Origin of the sequence: Levilactobacillus koreensis JCM 16448, assembly GCF_001435525.1 — a bacterium.
Classification (GTDB): Bacteria; Bacillota; Bacilli; order Lactobacillales; family Lactobacillaceae; genus Levilactobacillus; species Levilactobacillus koreensis.
The window spans coordinates 40,666-66,470 of record NZ_AZDP01000040.1; the positions used below are offsets into that span (position 1 = coordinate 40,666).

At 44.8% G+C, this 25,805-nt stretch carries 31 protein-coding genes; 4 read left to right on the forward strand and 27 right to left on the reverse strand.

What is annotated here, in order from left to right; all coding sequences use genetic code 11:
* Window positions 1-54: 54 nt before the first annotated feature.
* The 7 genes from FC99_RS02990 to FC99_RS03020 all read right to left on the reverse strand — a co-directional run bounded on the left by FC99_RS02990 (window position 55) and on the right by FC99_RS03020 (window position 7,624).
* The gene (locus tag FC99_RS02990; RefSeq protein WP_048735701.1) at window positions 55-1,572 is read right to left on the reverse strand and encodes a gamma-glutamylcysteine synthetase; all 1,518 of its coding nucleotides are present in this window, start codon (window positions 1,570-1,572) and stop codon (window positions 55-57) included.
* A gap of 344 nt (window positions 1,573-1,916) precedes the next feature.
* Window positions 1,917-3,215, reverse strand: coding sequence for a pyrimidine-nucleoside phosphorylase (locus FC99_RS02995; protein ID WP_048735700.1), 1,299 nt, complete (start codon window positions 3,213-3,215; stop codon window positions 1,917-1,919).
* Between the two features lie 41 nt (window positions 3,216-3,256).
* On the reverse strand, window positions 3,257-4,213 hold the full coding sequence (locus tag FC99_RS03000) for a sugar-binding transcriptional regulator (RefSeq protein ID WP_048735699.1): 957 nt from the start codon (window positions 4,211-4,213) through the stop codon (window positions 3,257-3,259).
* 173 nt (window positions 4,214-4,386) lie between these two features.
* Window positions 4,387-5,094: a purine-nucleoside phosphorylase gene (deoD, locus tag FC99_RS03005; protein WP_048735698.1), complete on the reverse strand. Its 708-nt coding sequence runs from the start codon at window positions 5,092-5,094 to the stop codon at window positions 4,387-4,389.
* 31 nt (window positions 5,095-5,125) lie between these two features.
* Entirely contained in the window at window positions 5,126-6,313 is a 1,188-nt protein-coding gene (locus FC99_RS03010) for a phosphopentomutase (RefSeq protein WP_048735697.1), read from the reverse strand.
* 30 nt (window positions 6,314-6,343) lie between these two features.
* Entirely contained in the window at window positions 6,344-7,033 is a 690-nt protein-coding gene (gene deoC, locus FC99_RS03015; protein ID WP_048735696.1) for a deoxyribose-phosphate aldolase, read from the reverse strand.
* 345 nt (window positions 7,034-7,378) lie between these two features.
* Window positions 7,379-7,624: a helix-turn-helix transcriptional regulator gene (locus tag FC99_RS03020; RefSeq protein ID WP_048735695.1), complete on the reverse strand. Its 246-nt coding sequence runs from the start codon at window positions 7,622-7,624 to the stop codon at window positions 7,379-7,381.
* Window positions 7,625-8,159: 535 nt separating this feature from the next.
* Here FC99_RS03020 and FC99_RS03025 point away from each other — a divergent pair.
* Window positions 8,160-8,513 (forward strand): helix-turn-helix domain-containing protein, encoded by a 354-nt coding sequence (locus FC99_RS03025; protein ID WP_048735694.1) that lies wholly within the window; start codon window positions 8,160-8,162, stop codon window positions 8,511-8,513.
* Between the two features lie 175 nt (window positions 8,514-8,688).
* Here FC99_RS03025 and eutJ read toward each other — a convergent pair whose 3' ends face one another.
* The 18 genes from eutJ to FC99_RS03115 form a co-directional block, all read right to left on the reverse strand.
* The gene (gene eutJ, locus FC99_RS03030; RefSeq protein ID WP_048735693.1) at window positions 8,689-9,540 is read right to left on the reverse strand and encodes an ethanolamine utilization protein EutJ; all 852 of its coding nucleotides are present in this window, start codon (window positions 9,538-9,540) and stop codon (window positions 8,689-8,691) included.
* A 36-nt stretch (window positions 9,541-9,576) separates the two neighbouring features.
* Window positions 9,577-10,107 (reverse strand): NADPH-dependent FMN reductase, encoded by a 531-nt coding sequence (locus tag FC99_RS03035; protein ID WP_053083558.1) that lies wholly within the window; start codon window positions 10,105-10,107, stop codon window positions 9,577-9,579.
* Between the two features lie 145 nt (window positions 10,108-10,252).
* Entirely contained in the window at window positions 10,253-11,035 is a 783-nt protein-coding gene (locus FC99_RS03040; RefSeq protein WP_048735692.1) for a tyrosine-protein phosphatase, read from the reverse strand.
* 104 nt (window positions 11,036-11,139) lie between these two features.
* A complete protein-coding gene (locus FC99_RS03045) occupies window positions 11,140-11,484 on the reverse strand; it encodes a BMC domain-containing protein (RefSeq protein WP_048735691.1) in 345 nt (114 codons plus the stop codon).
* Between the two features lie 14 nt (window positions 11,485-11,498).
* A complete protein-coding gene (locus tag FC99_RS03050; protein WP_048735690.1) occupies window positions 11,499-11,735 on the reverse strand; it encodes a hypothetical protein in 237 nt (78 codons plus the stop codon).
* Between the two features lie 4 nt (window positions 11,736-11,739).
* Window positions 11,740-12,210 carry a GlcG/HbpS family heme-binding protein gene (locus FC99_RS03055; protein ID WP_048735689.1) on the reverse strand — a complete coding sequence of 157 codons (471 nt, stop codon included), beginning with the start codon at window positions 12,208-12,210 and terminating at the stop codon, window positions 11,740-11,742.
* Window positions 12,203-12,790 (reverse strand): cob(I)yrinic acid a,c-diamide adenosyltransferase, encoded by a 588-nt coding sequence (locus tag FC99_RS03060; RefSeq protein ID WP_048735688.1) that lies wholly within the window; start codon window positions 12,788-12,790, stop codon window positions 12,203-12,205. Before FC99_RS03060 ends, FC99_RS03055 begins: the two co-directional genes overlap by 8 nt.
* A 26-nt stretch (window positions 12,791-12,816) precedes the next feature.
* Window positions 12,817-13,086 (reverse strand): EutN/CcmL family microcompartment protein, encoded by a 270-nt coding sequence (locus FC99_RS03065; protein ID WP_082153273.1) that lies wholly within the window; start codon window positions 13,084-13,086, stop codon window positions 12,817-12,819.
* Window positions 13,074-13,577, reverse strand: coding sequence for a PduM family microcompartment protein (gene pduM / locus FC99_RS03070; RefSeq protein ID WP_048735686.1), 504 nt, complete (start codon window positions 13,575-13,577; stop codon window positions 13,074-13,076). Before pduM ends, FC99_RS03065 begins: the two co-directional genes overlap by 13 nt.
* A gap of 36 nt (window positions 13,578-13,613) precedes the next feature.
* Window positions 13,614-13,904, reverse strand: a complete 291-nt coding sequence (locus tag FC99_RS03075; protein WP_048735685.1) for a BMC domain-containing protein — start codon at window positions 13,902-13,904, stop codon at window positions 13,614-13,616.
* A gap of 12 nt (window positions 13,905-13,916) precedes the next feature.
* Window positions 13,917-14,540 carry a BMC domain-containing protein gene (locus tag FC99_RS03080; RefSeq protein ID WP_048736401.1) on the reverse strand — a complete coding sequence of 208 codons (624 nt, stop codon included), beginning with the start codon at window positions 14,538-14,540 and terminating at the stop codon, window positions 13,917-13,919.
* 14 nt (window positions 14,541-14,554) lie between these two features.
* The gene (locus FC99_RS03085) at window positions 14,555-14,908 is read right to left on the reverse strand and encodes a glycerol dehydratase reactivase beta/small subunit family protein (RefSeq protein ID WP_048735684.1); all 354 of its coding nucleotides are present in this window, start codon (window positions 14,906-14,908) and stop codon (window positions 14,555-14,557) included.
* Window positions 14,901-16,745, reverse strand: coding sequence for a diol dehydratase reactivase subunit alpha (locus FC99_RS03090; protein WP_272946240.1), 1,845 nt, complete (start codon window positions 16,743-16,745; stop codon window positions 14,901-14,903). The genes FC99_RS03085 and FC99_RS03090 overlap by 8 nt, the downstream gene beginning before the upstream one ends.
* A 26-nt stretch (window positions 16,746-16,771) precedes the next feature.
* The gene (locus FC99_RS03095; RefSeq protein WP_048735683.1) at window positions 16,772-17,296 is read right to left on the reverse strand and encodes a diol dehydratase small subunit; all 525 of its coding nucleotides are present in this window, start codon (window positions 17,294-17,296) and stop codon (window positions 16,772-16,774) included.
* Between the two features lie 12 nt (window positions 17,297-17,308).
* Window positions 17,309-18,007 carry a propanediol/glycerol family dehydratase medium subunit gene (locus FC99_RS03100; protein ID WP_048735682.1) on the reverse strand — a complete coding sequence of 233 codons (699 nt, stop codon included), beginning with the start codon at window positions 18,005-18,007 and terminating at the stop codon, window positions 17,309-17,311.
* A gap of 16 nt (window positions 18,008-18,023) precedes the next feature.
* Window positions 18,024-19,700, reverse strand: a complete 1,677-nt coding sequence (locus FC99_RS03105) for a propanediol/glycerol family dehydratase large subunit (protein ID WP_048735681.1) — start codon at window positions 19,698-19,700, stop codon at window positions 18,024-18,026.
* 27 nt (window positions 19,701-19,727) lie between these two features.
* The gene (gene pduB / locus FC99_RS03110; protein WP_048735680.1) at window positions 19,728-20,444 is read right to left on the reverse strand and encodes a propanediol utilization microcompartment protein PduB; all 717 of its coding nucleotides are present in this window, start codon (window positions 20,442-20,444) and stop codon (window positions 19,728-19,730) included.
* Between the two features lie 120 nt (window positions 20,445-20,564).
* Window positions 20,565-20,843 carry a BMC domain-containing protein gene (locus tag FC99_RS03115; protein WP_048735679.1) on the reverse strand — a complete coding sequence of 93 codons (279 nt, stop codon included), beginning with the start codon at window positions 20,841-20,843 and terminating at the stop codon, window positions 20,565-20,567.
* A gap of 224 nt (window positions 20,844-21,067) precedes the next feature.
* Here FC99_RS03115 and FC99_RS03120 point away from each other — a divergent pair, with 224 nt between their 5' ends.
* The 3 genes from FC99_RS03120 to FC99_RS03130 all read left to right on the forward strand — a co-directional run bounded on the left by FC99_RS03120 (window position 21,068) and on the right by FC99_RS03130 (window position 24,425).
* Entirely contained in the window at window positions 21,068-22,132 is a 1,065-nt protein-coding gene (locus tag FC99_RS03120; RefSeq protein WP_048735678.1) for a helix-turn-helix domain-containing protein, read from the forward strand.
* A gap of 354 nt (window positions 22,133-22,486) precedes the next feature.
* The gene (locus tag FC99_RS03125; RefSeq protein ID WP_048735677.1) at window positions 22,487-23,245 is read left to right on the forward strand and encodes a glucose 1-dehydrogenase; all 759 of its coding nucleotides are present in this window, start codon (window positions 22,487-22,489) and stop codon (window positions 23,243-23,245) included.
* A gap of 70 nt (window positions 23,246-23,315) precedes the next feature.
* On the forward strand, window positions 23,316-24,425 hold the full coding sequence (locus FC99_RS03130) for a D-2-hydroxyacid dehydrogenase (RefSeq protein ID WP_082153271.1): 1,110 nt from the start codon (window positions 23,316-23,318) through the stop codon (window positions 24,423-24,425).
* Window positions 24,426-24,626: 201 nt separating this feature from the next.
* Here FC99_RS03130 and FC99_RS03135 read toward each other — a convergent pair whose 3' ends face one another.
* The gene (locus FC99_RS03135) at window positions 24,627-25,055 is read right to left on the reverse strand and encodes a EutP/PduV family microcompartment system protein (RefSeq protein WP_053083557.1); all 429 of its coding nucleotides are present in this window, start codon (window positions 25,053-25,055) and stop codon (window positions 24,627-24,629) included.
* 1 nt (window position 25,056) lies between these two features.
* Complete coding sequence (locus FC99_RS03140) at window positions 25,057-25,788, reverse strand: DUF4430 domain-containing protein (protein ID WP_048735675.1); 732 nt, start codon at window positions 25,786-25,788, stop codon at window positions 25,057-25,059.
* Between the last annotated feature and the right edge of the window lie 17 nt (window positions 25,789-25,805).

Below are 25,805 nucleotides of genomic sequence, written 5' to 3' on the forward strand. Positions count from 1 at the left end.
AAACAAAATCACCATTCACTGGCAACTGTCAGCGAATGGTGATTTTTTTAATTGTTAATAATGTAAGGGAGCCGGTAATGGCGGCAAATCTGGGAACAACAATCGTAACCGTTTATCTGGATCAGCGACTTTGGTATCCCGGTCCTGCAAGACCTGTGTGACGCCATCAAAGGTGAACATCAACAGGTCCTCGCCGTCTTCATCGCGGACTTGAAAGAAGCGAATCCCATCTTGCATGGCGACCAGGACAAACCGCTGAGCGTGCTCACTCAACTGTTTGAGCCGGGGCAACAATTGATCAGTCCCCAGTCGTTCCTGATACCAGCGACGGGCAACGGCTTGACCATACGTCATCAGACTATCTTGCTCAACGTGTTCCATCAGCTTCGCAGCCGGCGTCAGTTCGGGATGCATCAAGACTTCTTCTAAGTCATCAATGACGCTCCACTGTTCTGTATGCGCCTGTAGCTGATCAGCCATCGCTCGCATTTCCTTAAAAACCCGCTCACCGGCTGCTTGGTACTGCGTCGGGGCTAATGGATTCTCCAAGGCGACGGCCTGGTTTTGATCACGGGCGGCGTCCAAGGCACCATTTAAATCGTCGGGAAGATCACGCGTCAATAGATAGATCATAAAGATCTTCAAGAAGTACAGGGCGTGCCGACTGACCCCGTTGGCGGTAAATGGCGTGTTGTCAAAGTCACGCAGTTCGAGGTATTGAATCCCGCCGGTCAAGAAGTCACGGGCATTGCCCTGCCCCTTGAGCCGCACTGGCCCATAAAATTCATGGGCGGAGAAGTAGGTCCCATCGTCGATCAAGCGCTGGAGCTGGGTGAGATGAGCTGGCAGCGAGGCATACGTGACCTGCTCCTGTGGAAAGTTCACAAAACCATAACGACTGTTGCGAATGCTCCGTACTGGGCGTTTCAACGCATCTGGAGTCGTCTCAAAGAACCCTTTTTCGGCAATCGGACTGGCCCCAAAAAGGTAGGTCAACAGCCACTGATAGCGCACAAAGTTCTGGGTGATTCGGAAGTACAGGGCGTTTTTGAACCCGACTAATGAATCAAACTCTTTGGTATAGTGACTGTAAAGCCGATGAATGACGGGATCGGGCAGACTGTAATTGACGTGAACACCGGTCATACAGCCGTGTTGAATCCCATACTTTTTCAGAAGATATTCTCGATACGGCCGGATTGCGGGCCGATCAAAATGCCCCGCTACAAATTTCAAATCGTCAGCATCCATCACCGGTGGCATACTCAACGGCCAAATTCGGTCATCCCCTTCAAGCGACCGGTAGACGACCGTTTGTAAGGTGTCTAGCTGATCCAGCGTCCCCCCAATATTCGGATTGGGGTCGGTGATGACCTCTAACTGTGTTTCCGTAAAGTCCGTTTGAAGATATGGATGAAAGGTCCGTGACCCCAACTTACTTGGATGGGGTTGGCGACTTAACCGACCATGCTGGTCAATTCGCTGTTCTTCAATTTCAAGCCCCACGAGACTGTGATAAAGTTGTTCTGATAAATTCTCTTCGCGAATAACCGCTAATAAATTGTCTAGCATGGCGGCAACATCCCCTGACCTTCAATATGTTTGACTTAACCTAAAGTGTAAACAAAAAGGGGCGTGCTGTCACTGATATTGTTCGAATTTTTACAAAAAAAGTCAATTCTGACAAATTGGCGGCCACCGCGCTATTTTAAAATTACAACGACTACCTCGCTGTACCAATATGAGATAGTAGAAATAGCCCGTTTGGCAACCTACCATCAACAACGTAAGGCAGTTTGCAGGACTAACTCTTCTGACTTACAAAAAATCGGTCTCCCAAAAAAACAACTCCCCCCGAGCCACGAAGGCCCGGGGGGAGTTGCTGCAGAACAGCTCAGTTAGTGTCTAATTACTGTCTAACGAACCGTTTCGTGAATCAGCGTAAATGGTTCTGCTGAGTCACTGATTTCGATGTTATCATATAACCGCTTCTTGATGTCTTCAACGTCTTCACGGTTACTGTAGATGGTCAGCAAGGTGTCGCCTTCCTTGACGGCGTCGCCAACCTTCTTGTTCATCATGATACCAACTGCATAGTCGAGCTTGTCGTCAGCCTTTTGCCGGCCACCGCCCAGCAACATGCTGGCGATACCCATTTCATCGGCTTCGACCTTGCTTACGACCCCACTAGCCTTAGCTGGCAATGGAATCTTGTACTTGGCTTGTGGCATGATTTCTGGGTGGTCGATCACACTACGGTCGCCGCCTTGTGCTTCAACCATGTCGCCGAACTTCTTCAATGCGGAGCCATCTTCAATGGTCTTTTCACACATTGCTCGGGCTTCATCCAAGGTCTTGGCCTTACCGGACATCACAACCATGTGTGCGCCTAACGTTAAGACTAAGTCGGTGATGTCGGCAGGAGCTTCACCCTTCAACAGGTCAATGGATTCTTTGATTTCCAAAGCGTTTCCAATGGCGTTCCCCAGTGGTTGGTTCATGTCGGAAATGATGGCCATGCAGTCCATGCCAACACCTTTCCCGATACCAACTAAGGCCTTTGCCAATTCACGGGAGTCGTCCAAGGTCTTCATGAAGGCCCCGGCACCGGTCTTAACGTCGATTACTAAGGCATCGGTCCCGGAAGCAATCTTCTTACTCATGATTGAGCTGGCAATCAGTGGAATCGAGTCCACGGTGTCGGTCACGTCACGTAAGGCATAAATCTTCTTGTCGGCAGGAGCAATGTTTCCAGTAGCCCCCACGATAGCCAAGCCTTGGTCCTTGACTTGTTTGATAAAGTCGTCTTCGCTAATTTCGACTTGGTAACCTGGAATCGCTTCCAATTTATCCAACGTCCCACCAGTATGGCCTAACCCTCGGCCGGAGATCATCGGTACTGGAATACCCAATGCAGCGACGATTGGGGCTAGCGGAATACTCGTCTTGTCCCCAACACCACCGGTTGAGTGCTTGTCGACCTTCATCCCAGGAATGCTGGAGAGGTCCAAGTGGTCCCCAGACTTCATCATTGCCATGGTAAGCTCTGAACGTTCAGCATCCGTCATGTCCTTAAAGTAAGTTGCCATCAGGAATGCACTGGTTTGGTAGTCAGGAATCTCACCGGAAACGACCCCATCAACAAACGTTTGGATCTCTTCCTTAGTTAATTCGCCACCGTTACGTTTCTTATCAATAATATCAACCATTCTCATAATTAAGCCACTCCATTTCTAAGTCAGTTGCACCACCGGTTCTAGGCCGACGGTGTGAGCTTCAGTAGTTGTGTTGCTGCATGTTGATCGATGATGAGGCAGTTCGGGTAGCCGCCGAGCAAGGCCGCCTTGATTGCGGGGACCTTGGCATCACCGGCTGCGACTAAAATTGAATGTTCCTTTTCACGTAAACTATCGAGGTTAATGCCAATTGTCCGTTGGTTCAACTGCTGATCGACGATTTCACCATTTTCGTCTATGTAGCGGGAGAAGATATCTCCCACGGCATGATCCTGTAAGAACTTCTTTTCCTGTTCCTGCAGGTAGCCTAGCTGAAAAACCAACGCGGTATTGCGCACGGTACCAACCGAATAAATCGCGATATTGGCCCGTTCACCCAATTTCAGGAGGTACTGGATATGCCGTTCAGCCTCCACCAATTCCTTAGTTTGTTGGTGGTCAAAGATGACCGGCAATGGCAAGTACTGGGGCACCGCGTGGAAGGCATTGGCAAAGGCGTCGATGCTTTCGTACGCGTACGTGTGCTCCGTAGAATAACTCACACTCCCTTTAAGTTGAATCACCTCGACGCCCGTTAACGTGTCGGGTTGTAGATTGGACCCAATGGCGTAAATGGTCTTGCCCCAGCCGATCCCGATGACATCGTGTTCGGTCACAATGTCTTCCAGATAGCGAGCGGCGTATTGACCGACCGCGTTGAGCAGCTCACCGGCTGTCGTTAACTGCGTCGGGACCACGTGCACCTCAATGTGATACGCCCGTTTCAGCGCTTGTTCCAGTGTCTGAACGTCTTGAACTGGATCGACGATTTGAATTCGAACCAGGCCCTGTTCTCTGGCAAACTGGAGTAATCGCGAAACAGTTGGTCGTGAAATTCCTAATTTCTGGGCAATCTGGCTTTGACTCTGGTCGCCCTGATAGTACATCTTAGCGACGGTCAGTCCTTGTGCCAACCGTTGTTCCGTCGTCTCTGCCACGTCCTTGCCCCCTCTAATTAAAATTGATAAACCTGTCGCCTTACCGGTCCGACTGTAAGTCCACGACATTTTAGACGATCACTCTACACAATCTGTAGAAGAAACTCGCCACAAGTATTATTAATAACCAAAACGACGAGTGCAGCCATAATTGTCCGCACCCGCCAGGTTAGTTATGCTTTAACGGCTGTGTCTAAGGCAACCTTGATCATATCGTTAAATGACTTTTCCCGTTCTTCAGGAGTGGTAGATTCACCAGTAATCAAATGGTTACTAATGGTCAACACGGACAGTGCCCGAACGTGGTACTTCGCTGCTAACATGAAGAGGGCTGCGGATTCCATTTCGGTAGCGATAACGCCGTAATCGATCAGCTTTTGCCGATCCATTTCGTCATTGTAGAACCGATCTTCGGCTAAGATATTCCCAACCTGTACCGGAATCTTCAGGTCCTGGGCAACGTGGTAAGCGGTATCCAGCAGGCCAAAGTCACTGATTGGTGCGTAGTAGATACCGCCGCCAAACGTGTTGTGAATGATGGAAGAATCCGTCGTGGCTGCTTGGGCCAAGACCACGTCGCGAACGTGGACGTCTGGGCTCATCCCACCAGAAGTGCCGACCCGGAATAAGGTTTTTACGCCGTAGTCATTGATCAGCTCGTTGGTGTAGATGGAGATTGAAGGAATCCCCATCCCGGTCCCCTGAATGGAGATCCGTTTGCCCTTGTAAGTCCCGGTATAGCCGAAGCAATTCCGAACCTTGTTGTAGCAAACGGGATTTTCTAGGAAGGTTTCCGCAATGTATTTCGCCCGTAATGGGTCCCCTGGCATCAAAACAGTATCAGCAATGTCGCCCATTTTCGCTTCGATATGGTTACTCATGATTAGTTCCTCCTAAAATGGTTGTGGTTAACTATTTCAAGTCTGCTAAGAAGCTGTGGCCTTCACCGTTGCCAGCCACGCCAAAGTTATCTAAGACGGTTGCCCCGAAATCAGCAAACGGTGACCGAACACCCAGGCTCCCACCTTGCTTGAAGCTTGGTGAGTAAACCAGTAATGGTACTTGTTCACGCGTGTGGTCTGAACCCGTAAATGTTGGGTCATTCCCATGGTCGGCGGTGATCATCAAAAGGTCATCATCGTTCATGTTATCCAAGACGGTGCCGAGTCGTTTGTCAAAGTCCATCAGCGCATTCCCAAAACCATCTGGGTTCCGCCGGTGACCGTACATGGCATCGAAATCAACTAAGTTAATGAAGCAAAAACCAGTGAAGTCTTCCTTCATAACGTGGTCGACGTGGTCCATCCCATCCATGTTGCTTTCGTTATGGTAGCCTTCGTCGATACCGTGGCCAGAGAAGATATCGTTGATCTTCCCAACGCCAACGACGTGCACGCCAGCTGCTTGTAAACGATCCATGTCAGTTTCAGCAGTTGGTTCCAACGTGAAGTCACGCCGGTTAGCTGTCCGCGTAAAGTGTTGGCCATCTGGTCCAACGTATGGCCGCGCGATGATCCGACCAACTAAGTATTCTGGACCATTAACTAATGAACGCGCGTACTCACAGATCTTGTAAAGTTCGTCGAGCGGGATAATATCTTCATGCGCCGCAATTTGGATAACGGAATCACCCGAGGTGTAGACGATCAGGTCGCCCTTTTCCATCTGTTGTTCACCAAGTTCAGCGATGATCTTGGTCCCAGATTCCGGACGGTTACCGATAACTTTTCGACCGGAAAACGCTTCCAATTTATCGATAATGTCTTGTGGGAACCCATTAGGGAACGTGCTCAACGCCTTACGAACTGGCAGACCCATCATTTCCCAGTGACCATCCATTGAATCCTTACCCGCAGAAATCTCACGCATCTTACCATAGTAAGCGTGAGGATTGTCGGCTACGGGAACCCCTTCGATAGGCGTGTCCCGCAGGTTAGATAACCCAATTTTAGCTAAGTTAGGCAGTGCCAGCTTACCGGCGAAATGGTGACCAACGTGGCCCAAAGTGTCGGAACCTTCATCGCCATACTTGGCGGCGTCGGGTGCAGCACCTGCACCGACTGAATCCATAACTAAACCAAAAACTCGTTTGAACTTCATACCTGTATCCCCGCTTTCACAAATTAAATTCTAATAGCCAGCTTTAGCACTTGCGGCATCGCCAGTTAAGATAGCCACCGTGGCACTAACACCTAAACGACTTGCACCGGCATCGATCATGGCCAATGCTTCTTCGCGACTGTGAATACCACCTGAAGCCTTAACACCTAAGCGGTCGCCGACAGTTTCGCGCATCAATTTAACATCTTCTAGTTTGGCACCAGCCGTGGAGAACCCAGTAGACGTCTTAACGAAGTCGGCACCGGCCTTTTCACTTAATTGGCAACCACGAACGATTTCGTCTTTCGTTAATAAGCAGGTTTCCAGAATGACTTTGAGCAACTTGCCCTTGGCATGAACGGCGGTTGCTAAAGCTTTGATGTCAGCTTCGACAACATCATTGTTACCAGACTTCAATTCACCAACGTTGATTACCATGTCGATTTCTTCGGCGCCATCGTCGATAGCCTTTTCAGCCTCGAAAACTTCACTAGCAGTTGCCATTGCCCCTAGTGGGAAGCCAACAACGGCGATTGGATTAACAGTTGTGCTCTTTAATTGCTCAGCAACGAACGGAATCCAGTAAGAGTTCACGCAGACTGAAGCTGTGTTAAATTTGGCAGCTTCGTCACAAGTTTGCTTAATGCTTGCTTCAGTAGCATCCGCCTTTAAATTCGTATGGTCCATGTATTTAGCGAGTTGTTCAGTAGTTAATGTCATTGTATGAAACCCCTTTCATTTATCATCAATAGCATACCGGATTCGTGCACAATTGTAAAGCCCTTTTATGCACTTCCGTTCAGCAACCCCCTGAATTGTGTGATACTACACAAATAGTTTACAGCTTTTTGGGTTTATCGTTTTACTAATAATAATCCTACAACCACAACGTTTCTCCGAGTTTGGGGTTACCAAACTAGTTCACCTAATTGACCCTAAACCCACTCGATTTGTTTAAGAAAAAATTTTTCAAAAAAATATCGCCTTGGAGCTGCTCCTCGGCGACGGTGATCCTAATTCTGTTTTTTGTAACCGGATCAGCCCGGTCCCCCCTAGAACGCCTATTTAGTTCCTAGTCGCCCGTTCGCGCAAAGAACGAATAAAATCGTTTTTCTTGCCAAAAAAAAGGACAGCCTTTGGAATTTGATAGAGTTGAGATAGGCGTTCGATGGTGGCTAAACCTAAGTTGGAGCTATCACGCTCCCAGGATGCCAACGTTTGATAGTGAATTCCCAAGCGTGCCGCAGCCTCTTTTTGCGAGTAACCCGCATTGTGGCGAGCGGCGTCAAGTGTAATCTGCACTTTCTCCATCACGCACACCTCCTTACAAACACTTTTGTATATTAAGCGAGTTTATTCGTTTTGTCAATTACTTTCAGCAGTTAATCAACTAAATAAGTTTGCTTGCGCGCAATCTATTCGTTATAATGACGACAGCGGATTATTTCCTAGTCTGGAAAATGCGGTTTCCGGGTCACATAAATGACAAATCATCGTTCACGACCAGTCTTGCTATCAGCTTCACAGTGACGCTTTATCCAAGGTCTTTTTCTCAAGAACTAGCCGTAAGCAATTTGCTGTCATGTTACCCATTTATATGTTTTACTTGACCAAACTAAAGGTTTACTCACTAATTGCTTTTTGTTGATTATAAAGTCAGTCAGCCACTTGTTGACGGCCAAAATTGATAAAAACTGCTGCAAAGCCCGTGCTGTTTGTTAGCCAACTATCCGAACTGAAGTTAGTCTTTGATTCTATCCAAACAGTCGGTTTTGCGCAAACCTATTCCTCAAAAAATTAGCGAGCAGCCTTTAGAACCATACTTATACGTAAAGGAGTGAGTGCGGTGCCCCGCCATGAATTATCTTCATTCGAAAAAAATATTCGACGACTTATTGCTCAGAATCTAAAAATAGCCTCACGGGGCATGACCCAAGGCGACCTTGCCGCCAAAACCGGCATTCCCTCCTCGACACTCTCGGGATATTTCGCAGAACGGTCAACTCCCAACCCGGAGAACGTGCAACGACTGGCCGACGTCCTCGGTGTACATAAATCGGCAATCGACCCGCGCTTCAGTGACACCTTGTTCACACAGGATACGGCGTTCGATGTCGCTTATCTACAACTGACCCCCAGTCGACAGTTAGCCGTTCGACTCTTCGCTCAGGAGCAACTTAAGCAACAGAATCAGGAGTAACCAAAAAAGTAGTAACGCTGTGATCCGAATTGGGTCATGGCGTTACTACTTTTTATTCAATCTATGACAGCTTTTACTACCCATAAATTCAACTCTAAGGGCAAACTAATCCCATTTGCGTATAAAGCCCTACACTGTCCTCGTTGGCCCTTTAAATGGGGCTTGTCTCAGACAGCTATGCCTCATGATCATACATTGCAATTCCAATTGGCGTGACAAATTGGGGGAAATCTGGCTTATATGCTGGTGTGCCCAATGCTTTACTAAACGTATCAATAAAGTCTTTAAAATTAATGGCCCCACCAACAACGATTACCGGTTCTTGCGGGGAACCTTTGGTAACATCACTGGTAATTGCCGCCATCTTCTCAACTACTGGTCGAATTAATGCAAACACATCTTGTTCCTGAGTTGGATCACGTTTTGCTTGTTCAGCCGTCTTCATGTCCCAACCATTATGTCCAGCCACGACGAGCGACATATGAAATCCTCCAGTAGCTTCATCACTCACTTGGATCAACTTTTTATTCTTAAAAACACTAACTCCAGTGGTTCCCCCACCAATATCTACCACTGTTCCATTCTTCACTCGTAAAAATTGCGCTGCAGCAGTTGGCTCATCAACCACTTTTCGACAGACGAATCCAGCCGACTCAATCACGTTTGCCACAATTTTAGCACTGCCAGCCCCTGTTCCAGGTGGAATCGCACCACAGGCAGTGGTCAAAGTCACGCCTAAGATAGTTTCCGTCTGTTCCTTCAATCGGCTTAGGATCCGGACGGAATCCATAAAGTTTACAACTAAGCCATCTCGGACAGCGTGATCGTACTCAAAATTACCGTAAACGACTTGGTCATCTTGATCCAAGACCACCATTACGATACTTGAAGTTCCTAAATCAACCCCAACACGTAAGGGCTCGTCCTTGCTAACTGGGCGAACTGCTTTATCACCATTCACCACCTGAGCGAACTGCTGAAGCTGTTGATTCGCCTGCGTCAATAAATTACGATTACGCTGAGCCATTCATGCCACCTCATCTTTATTTGTCGAATTATTTTGCTATTCTATGGTATCAATAAAGCTTTTTATTGCCCCATCTAATTCCTTTGCCACCTGTTGATCAACTAGTCTGTCTTGATTATCAAATACCTCTTGAACTTTACCAATGGTGATAAAATCATTCTTAACATTCATCCCCATATAACGTAATAATTGCTGAATATGGGCATTAGCATTGGCTCCACCACGTTCACCTGAAGAATCGGTAATGACTAAGGCTGGTTTATGAACAATATGAGCCGGTGGTAATGGTACCGATAACACGTCAAGTGCATTTTTCAATCCACCAGGGATTGAAAAATTATATTCTGGTGTAACTAAAACTAGGGCATCCATCTGATCAATCACGCTACGAAAAATTTGCCATTCCAGTATTGGAGAGTGCTCTAAATCTGGATTATACAGCGGTAAAATTTCATAATTCACCTGAACAAATTTGACCGGTAACTGTTCCTTCATCAGATAATTAGCAATCTTTTGACTATAAGATTTTTCACTAAGACTCCCAACCAAAATACCAATATTAGTCATCAGTGCCACTTCCTTAGTAGTTGTCTAGCAGATTCTTATACTTCTTCTATGTATGTAGTTTTACTACTGCACTTTAGCTATTCAGCTTGGCATAAATACCATAGCAAAACCACGCTTAAACCAGATGCTCTTACTAACCAAGATACTATTCTAGAAAAAGTTTCCTTAGCTTAATCAGATCATCTTCGCTGAGTCCAAGCTGTTCATGCCAATATGACTTGACCCCACCGAAGTGATCATCGATAATTGACATCACCTGTTCAAAATACTCTTCTCGAACAATAGACAGGTCAAAAATCGACTGCAGATAAGCTAAATTACCGCTCACCAGCTTGGCCCCATTGAGACGGTCATTAATTCTCAACGCGGAAACCCAATTACTATTTAGGTAGTCTGCCTTAACTGTCTCTTCTGGAATATCTAACATCATCAAAATTAGACTTGCTAGCAGGCCCGTTCGATCCTTGCCAGAAGAACAATGAAAGAGAATCCCTCCAGGAGTGGCATTGAGCACTGATCTGAAAAAACGATGATAGGCTTGTTGGGCCTCGGTACTGACGACTAATTGCCGATAGCTACGCAGCATCAACTGAAACCCAGCTTTTTTGTCTGTCAACTGACTAGCCAAACTTCTCAGATTCTCCGTACTCTCTGTTAAATCCCGCCTAGAAACTGAAATTCGTAAGTAACGCGCAATTCCACCTAAATGATCCGGATATTTCACTACTTCCATCGGTGATCTCAAATCAATAACGGTTCGCACGCCATAATCATACAGTATCTTTTGGTCCACACTATCTAAATCGGACAAATAGCCCGCACGAATTAATTGATGTTGCTTAATCGTCAATCCATCTGAGGTTTGATATCCACCTAAATCACGGCAATTGAAGGCATTATTCAACTTAATTTCTCGCGCAATTTGCATGAATATTCCCCCTTAGACACCATTCAGCGCACACTTTCATCCATCATTAGCTTCACTCAATAAGAAAAGAGCCGCGGCCTAACGCTGTGGCCCTTTTCTCTTATTTAAGTTCTCGTAATTTTGGGAATGTCGAAGCCGAGAAGCTCATGTAGCTTGGTAATGACCTCTTTCAAGGCAGACTCAACCTCTGAGACCTCACCAACAATAACTACCGAGCCGCTGAATCGATCGATAAATCCAAGCGTCACATTACTCGATTTAGTGGCAATATCTCCAGCAATGATTGCCGCCTCACTAGGTGTAATCGTTAAAATTCCCAGTGCATTTTTCGGTGTCTGGATACCCAATTTTTCATAAATATCAGGAGTGGGGTTAGCAACAATGTGTGCTAACGTCACCTGCTTACCGGGCACGTACTCCTGGATTGTTCGTTCAATATCACGACCCATAGAACCATCCCTCGCTAACCGATACTATTCTCTACATCCTGCTTAATGCCTTCTAGTAAAGGAGAGTTATCTACATCGGAAGACTCACCCTTAATCTTCTCCAGCACTGAATCACGCAAATCTCTTAGTAGTGGCGATGTATTACTATCATCTAGATTGGCCCTAGGCCCACCAGATTGCTGGTTCGTGCTACGACCAGCTTCCTGAGCAATAATGTCACGAATAAGCGCTTCCATTTTTCCTTGATCCATAATCCTAATCACTCTCCTTCTTAAAAGTATCAACAGCCACTTCACAAATAGCCTGATCTTGCTTAACAGCGCCGCCACTAACACCAATGGCACCAATAATTTTGCCATCAATCTCTAGAGGAATTCCACCCCCAAAGGAAGTCAGCCGTCCACCCATCATGGTTTCAATCTGATATAGCTCAGCTCCCGGTTGAACTTGTTCGGATATCTCAATCGTTGGCTGTTTCATTGCTAGCGCAGACCAAGCCTTCTTAGGGGCCAGCGTACTACTTACTAAGTTCGCGTTTGGCATATGATAACTCATCTGAAGAACTTGATCATTACGCATAATGGCGATAGTGACACCAATATTGAATTCATCCGCACGTTTCACAGCGGCTTCGATGACTTTCTCCATTTTATTCAAAGAGAACTGATTCACCTGTTGCTTTGCAATTACTCGTTTAATCACACTGTTTAATTGATCTTCATTCATCTTTACGACCGTCCTCAATTTTTGAATAGACTTTAATGACCTTCTCAGTAACATCGTCAATCAAATCTTCATAGTCTTCAGACCGAGCCATGATATAAAGAAAATCAGAAAGCCGGTTGACGTATCTTTCCAACTCCGGACGAAATTCAATACTTTTAGACAGCTTGACAAATGATCTTTCAGCTCGCCGACAAATGGTTCGACAAACATGGAGTTGGGCACCGGCCGTGCTCGACCCAGGCAAAATAAAACTATGGATGGGTGGTAGCGCTTGGGTATAGTCATCAATAATCTTTTCCAATGAACGCGTATCGTCATCGGTGATGAATTGGCTCTGTTTTAAGAACTTCTCCGTGTCTTTGGTGGCAATTTCACCTTGAAGATAAAACATACGGTATTCAACGGTCTGTAAAATTTTTTTATTCTTTTCGCTCTTACAGAACTTATCTGCCAGACTGATATTTGCATTCAGTTCGTCAAACGTTCCATATGTTTCTACACGAATTGAATCTTTTTCAACTCGTAAGCCGTCAAATAGACTTGTCTTACCTTTGTCGCCGCCTTTAGTATAAATAGCCACTAAGACTCACCCCTTAACATCAAATTCTACTTGTCAAAGCGATCGATGATGCCAACGATCGTACAGTCATTAACATCCGCCGCATCTCGTTGAGAATCACCATCCGCTCTACGGGCTCCTGCACCTCTAGTGACCAATACGTTGTCACCAATACCAGCATTAACTGTATCAGATGCAACTTGCTCAAACCGAATTGCTTTTTGGTCCGAATCGATTGGACGAACAATCATCAACTTTTTTCCAACTAAAGATGGATCTTTTTGGGTAGATACAACACTACCAATTACTCTAGCCATATACAATTTTCTTCAGTCCTAATCTTTATTTTAATATTCTTCTTATCACAGATTTCTAACCCCTCATCGGTCAACGTCTGTCTTACCGTTTTGATTAAGACGGCGCTATCCGGCAAAGTAGCAATCTCTCTTCTAGAAATAATCTTGTGATAACTTCCTACAATAAGCGAATTACGACCAATGATAAATTTGATCGGCCAGTCTAAGACCATTGCTCGAGGAATAAAATTAATGATGTGTGCATTGACTTTTAAGTAAAAACAAACACCGTAATTGATACCGTTTAATACCCACAATACCGAGGCATTATCCGTCTTTAACGAATAGAGATCCTTGATAAACTGAATAGAAACGTCATCCAATATGACGCTGCCATAGTCAATAAACACCTGCTTATCCTGTGGAGATGGCAACTCATTAAGGGAAAGAATTGTGTTCGCAGTTTGTCTTTCCTTTAATTTCGCAATAACTTTTTGAACTAAGTCATCCATCAGCACACCTCCAGCCCATTAAATATAATTAGATTGTTATTCGGCAGTAGTATCCGCAACAACCGGTAAGATATTTTCAACTTCACTATGTGGACGAGGGATAACGTATGATGAAACCACTTCACCAACAGATTGTGCTGCTTGGAGTCCTGCATCAACTGCAGACTTTACGGCCCCAACATCTCCACGAATCATAACCGTAACCAAACCAGCACCAATTTTTTCTTGGCCGGTCAATTGAACGTTAGCGGCCTTGACCATGGCATCCGCAGCCTCAATCGAAGGTACTAATCCTCTAGTTTCAATCATTCCCAAAGCATTATTCATTTATTCTTCCTCCTAGTTCTTGTTGGGTTTATCCTTTTTATTCAATTCAGCTTTCTTCTCCAGCTCATTGTAGTGAATGCACTTGTTATGCGGTTCACCCAATTTACGAGGACACTTTGGATCACCACATAAATTACAAGTAACCCGATCGCTAGGTTGATCATCGTCAGACGCACTACTTGCTTGCGTCTTAGAATCATCACTTTCACTGGTTCTTGCCGTCTTTACATGGGACTCAATTGACACCTTTTGTACCACATTTTGAGTCTTGACAACCTTATGCTCAGGATGTGGCCCAAACATGGCAGACTCTTTCATTGACCCATCTGGATTGTATTTTTCAGGATTAAATCCTTGTGGTGCCACATCACTGGCGCCTGAACTCCCTAATCTATTCAACCCATCAGCCGGACTACCAATTACCAGGCCAGCAATATATTCTTTTGGCAAAGTCTGCTTGACAGTTTCAACAGCAACGTTCAACGCAGCTATGTCACCCGTAAACTCTAGCGTAATCCAACCATTTTCAGCATTACGAATTCTGCTAAGTTTAACGTCGCTTGTTTTTAACATGCGATCAGCGGCAACAGTTGCGCTGGACAGTCCGTTACATTCTACATATCCTAACGCTTCCATAATTTTATCCCCATTCATGATAATTTCTTAAAGGGTATCCCCTTTACTAACCGAGCGGCGTTGGCTCCCAGCATTCGTAACTTCGACGCATCATCAATCGTCACATCAAACAATGGTTCATGTTCCGGCAGATTCTTGTAGTGAATCACATAGCGATGATTGTCGTACGCAATTCCTACCGACAACCTGGAGGATAACGCTGCCTGATATGCCCGAGAAACAATGTCACTAACTGCAATAACTTGCATCGAGCTCGGGATCTGCTCCTCTTCAATACCATTCAAGAGCGGCTGTAATTGAGCCTGTGCAACGGTAGCCTCACCGTCTACACCAATGACGATTGTTGGACGTTCAAGAGTATCAGCCATTGCTCAGCCTTCTCTCTTCAGCGTAGCGAAGAACCAGCCCAGTAGCAACAGCATTTCGTGGTCCCATAATGCCACGAACATTTCCACGACCAGAGACCAAGTTATAGTGCGCCAATTCATCCGTAACCAATTGTGGAATTTCAAAGTCCAGCGCCGATCCTCCAACGATGACTACAAACGGAATATCCCGAATGTTTCCCGTTGGACTGACATATCTTAGGGCCCGAATGGCATTCGTCACAAACACACGCTTCTTAGCACTTTGCCGAACTAACTTGATCTTTTCAATGCTTGGATTACCCGTAACTGGTTCATAACCGTCTGGCTTGATGACCACAATTCGGGCAAACAATTCGGAAGGTAACGGATGCTCAAAGAACTGAACAGAACCATCTTCATGCCGTAACTGAAAGAGATTTTCGACCTTAGCTAATGGATAACGTTTAATATCCTCCGCTAAGTAAGGATCAGACAAACCCAGTTCGGAATTGATAATCATAGTGACCATATCACCGGCACCAGCAAGATGAATCGCAATCATCTTATCTTCCTTGTCGATAATGGACGCGTCCGTAGATCCGGCCCCAAAATCAAGAATTGCAATCGGCTTAGACGTACCGGGCGTTGTCAATGCACCATGAATGGCTGACTCGACCTCTGCACCACCAATTTCAACCTTAACATTGAGTTCCTTCTCAATTAGCTTAGCAATCACTTCCATCTGCAAATGATCAGACTTAACCATCGCAGCAATCCCAACGGCAGATTCGTTCAAGAACTCTCCCGCTAAGCCCCCAGTGACTTTTACTGGAACTTGTGTATCGATTGCCAGCAGATCTTGAATCGCAACATCCTTATTTTGCTTGCCAGTCAGAGTCGCCATCGTTTGACGAACCTTTTCCAGCATACCACCAATGTTTGTCCCCGATTCCCCGGTAATATCCTTGATGTGGCGGAAATTGGAAACCTTTTTCATAATTGCGTCAGCACCCCTTGAGACACCAACTTCTTCTTTTCCAGTCTCACCATCAATGATAATTTTACCAGCAGGAATCACACGAGCCTTAACATCACCCGCTGGTGTCTTAATGACGACCGCCGAACGGTTGCCAATCAGAGCCCGTGAAACGGGAACAATATTTCTAGTTTCTTCAGAATCAAGGTTGAACAACGTCGCAATCCCATATGGATTAGCTAATTGGGAAATAACTTGTCCTGGTCCAGCCACTTCAACGGCAGCCAACATTCGAACCGGCACCTTATCAATCAAAGCCACTTCATCGACAATTGGAATTTGCTTTTTCAGCCGATTATCAACAAGAACAGCATCGTCATTTTGTAGAATGGCCGCCGTTACATCGTAACCAGCATCGATGTAAGCATTGATTAACTTAGCACAATTTTCAAAGTCGAGCTCTTTGGGGACAATTACAATATAGCTACGACTCTTATCGCTCTCTCTAGCTAAATCTAAAATTGGAATTGTAATCCCAGACGCTGTTCCCATGCCACCTGGTGTGTCAGGATTATGGCCAATCATGGTTGATTCGGTGACAATTGTCTCCGTAATCGTTTCCATGGCCACGTCCCCGATAACCGGAGTGGCTTCGTTAATTCTAATTAAATCAATATCACTAATTGATAAATTAGTCTTATCTAACACCTGGTTGATTGAATCACGAATACCAACTAGATTTTCCTTGGTACCCTTAATACCTGTTGTTGCAGCTATCCCTGATCCAATAAAATTTGCCTCTCCACTATCGGAAACATTAGCTAGTGCAACTTCAGTTGACGAGTTGCCAATATCAACGCCAATCACATTTTTCATTGCCATGCCTAAACACCCTTTTTCGACTTTTCCTACTTATCTCCTTTAAGCTTCTTACGGCTTTCGTAGTATTTTGCGGCTTCTTCAAACCATGCCGCACAAATATTAGCATCATACTTTGTCCGTAATTCATTGGCGATACTCAGGAGTTCGTCCTTAGAAGAACGGTATGGCCGTAACGCATTGTACATTTCCAGCAACCGATCATCAGGAATCTTAGTCAACTCTGCCGCACGGTCAAAGTTCATTTGTAACGTCTTCCGTCCAGCATCACCGGCAACATCGCCTTGCATCTTAAGCGCTTCGGCCGTGATCCGCAAATCTTTACGGTCAACGCGATTATTTTGAATATCATCAAGGGTGATATCATTCAATGGTTTCCCAGAAGGCGTTCTAATGATATCCCGGTGCTTTTCATATAATGGATAATCCTTGACACCATACTGCTTACCGTCACTAACGCTGGTACTCGATGAATTAGTTGACCCAGTAGACGCGGTATCAGAATTATTAACCTGCTTTAAAATGTTTGCAACTAAATCGTTAATATCGCTCATTGATACCTCTCCTTAAAATGTGACTTTAATCTCTTCCGCTGGCTTACCAGGAACAACCTGATGCGTCTCACGAATATGTAAGATGGCAGAGATTGCTTGGAAGTTGGGCCGAGCCATTTGGTCGTTTGGTTGTGAAACAGGCTCTGGAGAATCACCCTTTGCATAACGAGCCGCATTTTTACCGATTTGACGGAACATCTTGGCATCGATAACGGGCGCCTCTGGGAACAATTCCAAGTTGTTTAAAGCTTCTTGGTCCTTCTGATGAATAATTACAGTCCCTTTTGACTGAATCCCAACAGAGATTCCAGAACCTGACAGGTGATCAGCTTCTACGGCCATGAATGAAACGTCAGAGGTATCGTAGGCTTTAATGACCCGTGCCTTCAGTCCTTCTTCTTCAATTCCAGCAATAATTTGGCGTAATGCTTCTTGATGGGAAACGCCAGATTCGGTCTTAGTCAACACCGTCGCAAAGGCAGGCGCAACAGCAATCACGATTTCATCCTTAGAATAGCCCGGCTTAGCTAAACCAACTGATTGGAACCAAGAAACGTTCTTTTCTGGAACTGCATCCCCATTGTATGAAGCGCTTTCAGAAGTAGCTACAGCACTGCCATTCTTCTGAAAATCAATGGTTTGATCAGTTTGCGTTTGTGCTAAAACTTCACGGACAATTTTACGAACTAAGTTTTCATCAATTTCAGTCATAAAAATACCTCCTCCCTTACATATCGAAGTGTTCTGGATCGATAACTTGTGGAATATCCGTTACCTTTTTCCATTCTTCAGGATCATCGTAAAGACGGTAACCAGTACCTGGTCCTTGGTAGTCATTTCCTTCGTTAACAGCGGATTCAACGTGCCACTTGTCATCGAAAATAGCAGACGTCTGGAGATAATCCCCAACAACCTTTTGCTTTTGAAGGTTCAAAATGGCTTCCGCAACATCTTTAACATCACCATCAACCAGTGCCTTGATAACGTCAACAGCGGTAATTCCTCTGTCCATCATATCCTGAGCAGCCTTCATATCAGCAACCTTATCACGTTTAGGCATGTCTTCATGGACATCAGCATAAGTTGCAGCTTCAACTTCTTCATCGGTAATAGCAGGTAAGCCTAAACCTTTAAAGACGATTTGCAATGACTTGGCAGCCTTCCGACGAACGTTAATGGCATCCTCTTCTTTAATTGAATGAATCCCAAATGATTGGCCATAATCCCGCGATAAGAAGTGAATGTCATCGTAGTCATAAACATCTTCGTTAGAACCAGCAAACGTGTTATCTGGGTTTGGTTCAGCACCAAATCCTGAACAGATAAAGTCAGTCCCACCAATGAATTGTCCCATAAAACGCCAAGTCCGACGCATTGAGGAATGCGAGAATGATTGGTCACTCCCAGTTGCAGCTTCCAGGTCATACATCATGCACAAAAGGTTTTCGCCTAAGACTTCACGCAATCCATTTGGAACGGCCGTTGGAATTGAGATACAACTGAGTGACCCATTTTGCAAGCCTTGAACACCAGAAGCCTTCGATAGTAAGATGCAACGTGCTTCCAAGTACAGCATCGACTTGCCTTCTGGATAGCCCATCAAAACTTCAGAACCAGACCCAGATGTAAACCGCATCTTAATCCCACGAGAAGCATAGCAAGATGCTAAGAATCCTTTAGACCAAGGTGTATCGTCACCATCGGTAAATGACCGGTCAGTCCCGTAAACAGAGATGGTTTCGGCATAAGAGGTCAAGCCCCGCATCCCTAATTGTAATTCAGTTGCTTCATCAACGGAACATTGGTGAAGAACACCAGGCCGACCAGTTTGTGAACCAACCAATACTGAAAGTGCATTGAAAGACGCATCCCGACTAACAGCAGTGGTCGTTTCTTCTTCAGCGAAGCCTCTCAAGGCAGCTTCAGCAGCATCAGCAGCTAATTCGACTGGATTATCGATATAGTTGGTAACATGACTTTGATTAGCTGGCTTACGCCGTTCACGCATTTTCTTGGCACCCATGATCATTTCACCAAAATCAAGCTGACAAATAACATCTTGACCTTTGGCAGGCGTCATAGCCGTCGTGTACTTCAGGACTTCTTCGTGAGAAACGTTAGGGTCGATTAACATCTTAGCGATCTTAGCGGAGTCCGTTGCCATTACTTTTTCAGCATTTTCAATGTTGATTCCGTAATTAGCAATGTACATGTCAATCAAATCAAAGTCTTCGCGCTTTTTCCCGTCCATTTCGGTAATGACTCCATTTTCAACCTTGACACTTGGTTCGGGATCATTAGGACTCTTCATCGCAACGAATCCTTCTTCAGGCCACTCTTTAACAATGACATCTTTGTTGATTGGACGCTGTTCTAGCTTTTCAAATCTTTTTTGACGTTTCATTAAGTAATCCTCCTTAGAATAAAGTTTTTACTGAATGTAGGAGGGATAATCATTTGATGGCTTATCTCCCATTTGTCCCAGCAACTCTAGTCCACGCTCACGAGCAGCAATGACAGCTTGACGAACTGCACCCGATTCACCACTAATGGTCAACGTCCCTTCGTTGGAAGGACTGCCGTTATGACTTGGCGTTGCCACCGAAATGATGTTTACACCGGCAGTCTTTAATGCTGTATCCGCCATGACAATACCAATTGCCGCAGGACAAGCATTGATGATTCCAAAGGCTTTACCCTCTTCAGCACCCAATGCTTCAGTCAAACAGCCAGCAGCTCGAGCAGTGTACTGTAATTCCACGTAGCCGGCATCGTTGCCATACACATCGCCAAAGTAGTGATGCAGGTTTTCAAAAGTTACCTTAATCGCTTCACGTACATCGGATGGATCATAACCACCAATGACGATCATGCAACCTTGTCCCCCGCCACCTTTGGTATCATTCGTCCATTCAACGTCAATCACTTCAGTATTAGTAGACTTAATCCCCTCATCCATTGAGAAGAGCTGTGGGCCACCACCTGTACGGTCACTGACGATTCCAATTACTGAATAGTGCTTTTTTACGTGCATTTTTTCCAGGAGCTCTGGATCTACGTTGGGAATACATAACCCAATTGTATCCCCAGCTGCATCAGCACCCACGAACTCCGGTGCGACACTGGTGGAATTCAAAAAGTCAATCATAAGACTGCCCCCTAATATTTTGTAACGGAGAATTTTCAATTAAATTGCTTATTACTAATAAAAAGGTTCTTATTTGTCCTCCACTCAAACAAAATAAGAACCAATTTTAATGACTATTCTTTATTCTTTGTGTGGAAGAATTTTCTCAACATCCGTATGTGGACGTGGGATGACATAACTGGAAACAACTTCACCGACGTTCCCTGCAGCCTGAACCCCTGCGTCTACAGCTGCCTTAACAGCTCCAACGTCACCACGAACCATGGCAGTTACAAGACCGGCACCAATTTTCTGTTGGCCGATTAAGGCAACGTTCGCAGCTTTAACCATTGCATCTGCTGCTTCAATTGAAGGTACTAAACCTCTCGTTTCAATCATACCAAGCGCTTCTTGTTCCATAAAGAAAGCCTCCTAATGTCAGTATGCGTTTGAAAACGCTTACTTTTTTATTACACGGCTATTATATAACAAGTGCTCTAAATTTTCTTAGTCATTTTCATTTATAAATTATGGTAATTCACAAGATATTGCTCTTATTTATTACGGATATTTGATTTTTGTCATAAAATAGGCTATTGTGTACTCACTAACAAGGGTAGCAACCTCTAAAAGGAGACTTTTTTATGAATTTCAATTCACAAGAAACTCGGTACATTCGCATCAAACAAATCTTGACTTTATTTTATCAACTAACGAAGACCCACCTTGCCTTCATTGACGCCTCCTTACACCTCGTCACCAGCGATGGTGTGTTCCTGGACACTGGTAAAGTTACCGCCTTTTTTCACAAAAAGAATCTTTCACTATTCTTCCCCTTGATTACAAATGGACAATTCAATGGCTTGTTTGTTACAAATAAGAATAATATTCCCGTTAATACAACTTCCCTACATCGGGACGCCCTGGAAAATATCGCCACCAGTGTTCTAAATGCCTACTATCAAGAGATTAGCGTCCTATCACCACTGACTAAAGAAGAATTAATGAAAGGCCATCAGCTCCTCAGCCTAATTATTTCTGGATCTACAACTGACATTGGAGAGCCAGCTAACAAACTCAAACAGTCCCCAAATATCAATAATAGCAAGGGAATCAATGATATTGGCATCGCCTTATCATACATAGATCAAAATATCGATCAAAAGCTTACGCTGGACACGGTGGCCAAAAATTCCTATTTGTCACCGGCCTACTTAAGTCGATTATTCAAAGAACACTTTAAAATTAATTTTTCAAATTACATTCGAATCAGAAAGATTTCTCTGGCCCAGATACAATTGATTTCGACCGACCAACCCATCAGTGATATTTCGAACACCATTGGATTTGCCCGAGCAAACTATTTCAATAAGGTTTTCAAAGAAACTACCAGCCTAACTCCGTTACAGTTCCGCAAGCGATATAACGGCGCTCAGAAAATCTACACCATCAACCGCGACTTAGAGTGGAATGATAACATCTCAGTTTATGCTGCATCCCAACACTACTTTCAAAAAGAAGGCATTGCCTTGAAGGAAAAGAGTATCAATGGCCGGCCCTGCATCATTGCCATCGATGGTCTATCTTCCCTAAGCAATACAAAAGGCTGGATCTATCTAGTAGATGGCATTCAACCCCAAATTTTCCCCAGCGAAACGTACATTCAAAATAAGTCTGTCATTCAGTGGATCTATGTCACACTCTCCTAGGAAAAAATAAAAGTTCAAAAAATCAACGGTAGAATTTTCGTAAATTATGAAAATTTTACCGTTGATTTTGTCATTTTGTTGTTGGAAGTACTAATAATAATGACAAATTATCATTGAAAACAAGTATTGTTCTTTTGAATTTTCAAGAGAATAACAACTATTTTTTTCACAATATAATGTTTGAAACCGCTTACCGTTGCAACGTTATGGCCACATAGTCCCTTCTTTAACGGCTAATATTTTTAACACAAAATGCTCAGAAATGCTGATTTTACGAAAAAGAAAGCGCTTTACATACAATAATCGGGTGCTATATAATACCTTTGTAACAAACTTTAGAACGGAGGCTTTATAATGGGACGTTTGCAAGGTAAGGTTGCATTAGTTACTGGTGGATCAAAGGGTATTGGTAAGTCCATCGTTGAACGTTTTGCCCAAGAGGGCGCTAAAGTCGTATTTACGGCGATTGAAAAAGAAGCTGGCGACTTATTGGAAAAAGAATTAATTCCAAACCGGCTGGTATTTATGCAACAGGATGTTTCAAAAAAAGATGACTGGGATCGGGTCATCAACGCGACGATGAAGAAATTTGGCAAAATCAATATTATCGTAAACAACGCCGGAATCGGTGTCTTCTCTGATATTGAAAAAATGGATGAAAGAAACTGGAACTCTACGATTGGCGTTAACCTTACAGGAACAATGTGGGGCGTCAAATACGGGATTAAAGTCATGAAGAACAACCATGAGAAAAACTCCATTATCAATCTTTGTTCCGTAGAAGGATTAATTGGTGACCCTGACTTACTCGCCTACAATGCTTCTAAGGGTGGTGTTCGTCTGATGACCAAGTCAGCTGCATTGCATTGTGCTCGTGAAGGCTATGATATTCGGATTAACTCCGTCCACCCAGGCTATGTCAACACACCATTAGTTGAAAACCTCGAAAAGACTGATCCTAAGGTTGCTGATCATTTAGTTTCACTACACCCAATGGGCCGCTTGGCTGAACCAAGTGAAGTCGCAAACATGGCTTTGTTCCTTGCATCAGACGAGTCATCATTTAGCACTGGTTCAGAATTCTTAGTCGATGGTGGATATACCGCACAATAATAAATATCGACTAGTAACATCATACTTAGCTTTTAGGTATGTACTGAATAATAGAAATGAGGAACTTTTAATGTCAGATGTAAATGAAGATCTAATCAGAGAAGTGATTAAGCAAGTCCTCGCTGAATCTAAATCCCAAGTCAGTTCAACTCCTGAAAAGAGTTCCAATTCAAATGGCAAGAAACGCATCTTCGCTTTTAGTATTCGTAAAGATGAAGAACCCTATGTTAAAGAATGGGCAAAGGGTCATCCAGAAATCGAAGTTGGCTATACCGATGAATTGCTCTCTCCAAAGACAGCAAAATATGCTGAAGGCGCAGATGGAGTCGTTGTCTATCAACAACTCTCCTACACAGCTGAAACCCTTCAAGCACTTGCAGATCAAGGGATTACTAAGATGTCCCTACGGAATGTCGGCGTCGACAACGTCGATTTAGATAAGGCTAAAGAACTTGGCTTTGAAATCACCAACGTACCAGTTTATTCACCAAATGCCATTGCAGAACACGCTGCCATCCAAACTGCACGGATTCTGCGTCAGACAAAGGTTTTGGATGAAAAGATTGAGAACGGTGACTTACGTTGGGCCCCAACCATTGGTCGTGAAGTCCGCGACCAAACCGTTGGTGTTATCGGTACTGGTCACATTGGTCGTGTCTACATGCAGATTATGGAGGGCTTCGGCGCCAAGGTCATTGCTTTTGACCCTTATGAAAACGCCGAATTAAAAGCCAAGGGGTACTACGTAAACACTCTAGATGAGCTTTACGCACAATCCGATGTCATTTCACTACACGTCCCTGCTACTAAAGAAAACACCCACATGATCAACAGCAGTTCTATTGCTAAGATGAAGGACGACGTTGTCCTCGTCAACTGTTCACGCGGTGCCTTAGTTGACACGGATGCTGTGATCAAAGCCTTAGACCGGGGTAAAGTTGCTGGCTTCGTTATGGACACATACGAAGATGAAGTCGGTATCTTTAACGCCGATTGGCGGAACAAGACCTTCCCTGACAAGCGTCTGGAAGACTTAATTCACCGTTCAAATGTTCTTGTCACGCCACATACGGCGTTCTACACGACGCATGCTGTGCGCAACATGGTACTTAAAGCTTTTGATAACAACTGCGAACTGATTCATGGTAAACCAGCTGACACACCCGTTAAAATCGATTAACATTTATCGACTACCACCTGTTGTCGTACAACGCCAAAGTTAATAAGCCTCCACTAAAAAAAACTAAGGTTGACTGTACGTAGAAGATAAAAAGATATGGCACCCTCACATCGAGGATGCCATATCTTTTTTAGTAGATTACTAATCAAAAGCACAACCCAAATAAACCACGGTCTCTGATTATTAAAAAAACAGAATCTGTTAATCGTCTAAGAATTGGCGAAGAGCTTCAGTATGTGCACCAGTCAAAGCAGAAACTTTGAATATCTGATGTGCCCCAGCTCTTTTCAGCTGGTCACTCGACCAATCAATTGCGGCTTGATCAGCAACATCCGTTTTAGTGACCACTCCCACAACCGGCCGCGCAAACATCGTACTAAGTGCTTCCGGAAAGATTAAGCGTTGATCCGTTGCACTCTGTAGCATAAGCACAACGTCAACATCCATTGCCGTCGTCGCCAAATTTGTATACATTCGGCGATGCTCAATGTACTCCCCTGGGGTATCAACAATATTTTGATAGAACTCAACCGCTTGCGTCTTATCATAATGAATGGTCAGATCCTTCAGCCGTTGCAAGAGCGTCGTCTTGCCACAGCCAATGGCACCAATAAACATCGCTCGTTTCATCTTAGTACCCCGCTGTCGTGAAGTACCAGTGAACGTCATCACCGTTAGTCACGTGTTTGGTGTTGGCAGCTTCATCAATGAACTTGCCGTTGACCTTGTACTTCCAGCCACTACCAACCTTCACATCGTTTTCGGCAAGGCCGTTAATGCTGCTGACGTAGACAGCCACACCGCTTTGGTAGACCAATTTTAACTTGGAGGACTTCAGAGCCGAGAAGACCGTGGCATTCTTGGAGATAGCCACCGAACCATTGAAGAACGTCTTCTTGTAGCCGGTCACGGTCAAATGGACCTTTCCGGTCGACTGCGACTTAGACGTCGACTTCTTAGTCGTCTTAGCAGTCTGCCGTTTGGTAGCAGGTTGTGTTGCCTTGGCCGCCCTCTTGGTTGTCGCTGCCTTCTTCGTCGACCGAGCCGTCGTCACCTTTTTAGCTGCAGCATTGGAAGTGCTGGCCGCTTTAGACGACCGTTTAGCTTTTTTGGTAGCTTTGGCGCGAGTAGAACTGGCCTTGCGCTTGGACGCCGATGACTTCTTATGTGCCTCTTTCTTTGCTGCAACCTTTTTAGTCTGCGACGAAGAAGATGACGCTTGACTCACAGATGAACTCTGATTCGATGACGACCTCGTCTGTGGCGCCGTGGACTGCTGCGAATGCTGCTGCATGGCCAATGCCGTTCCCATGGTGAAAATGGTGACGACGACCGCCACGATGATCCAGACTGACTTTTTCATGACTGACGCTCCTTACC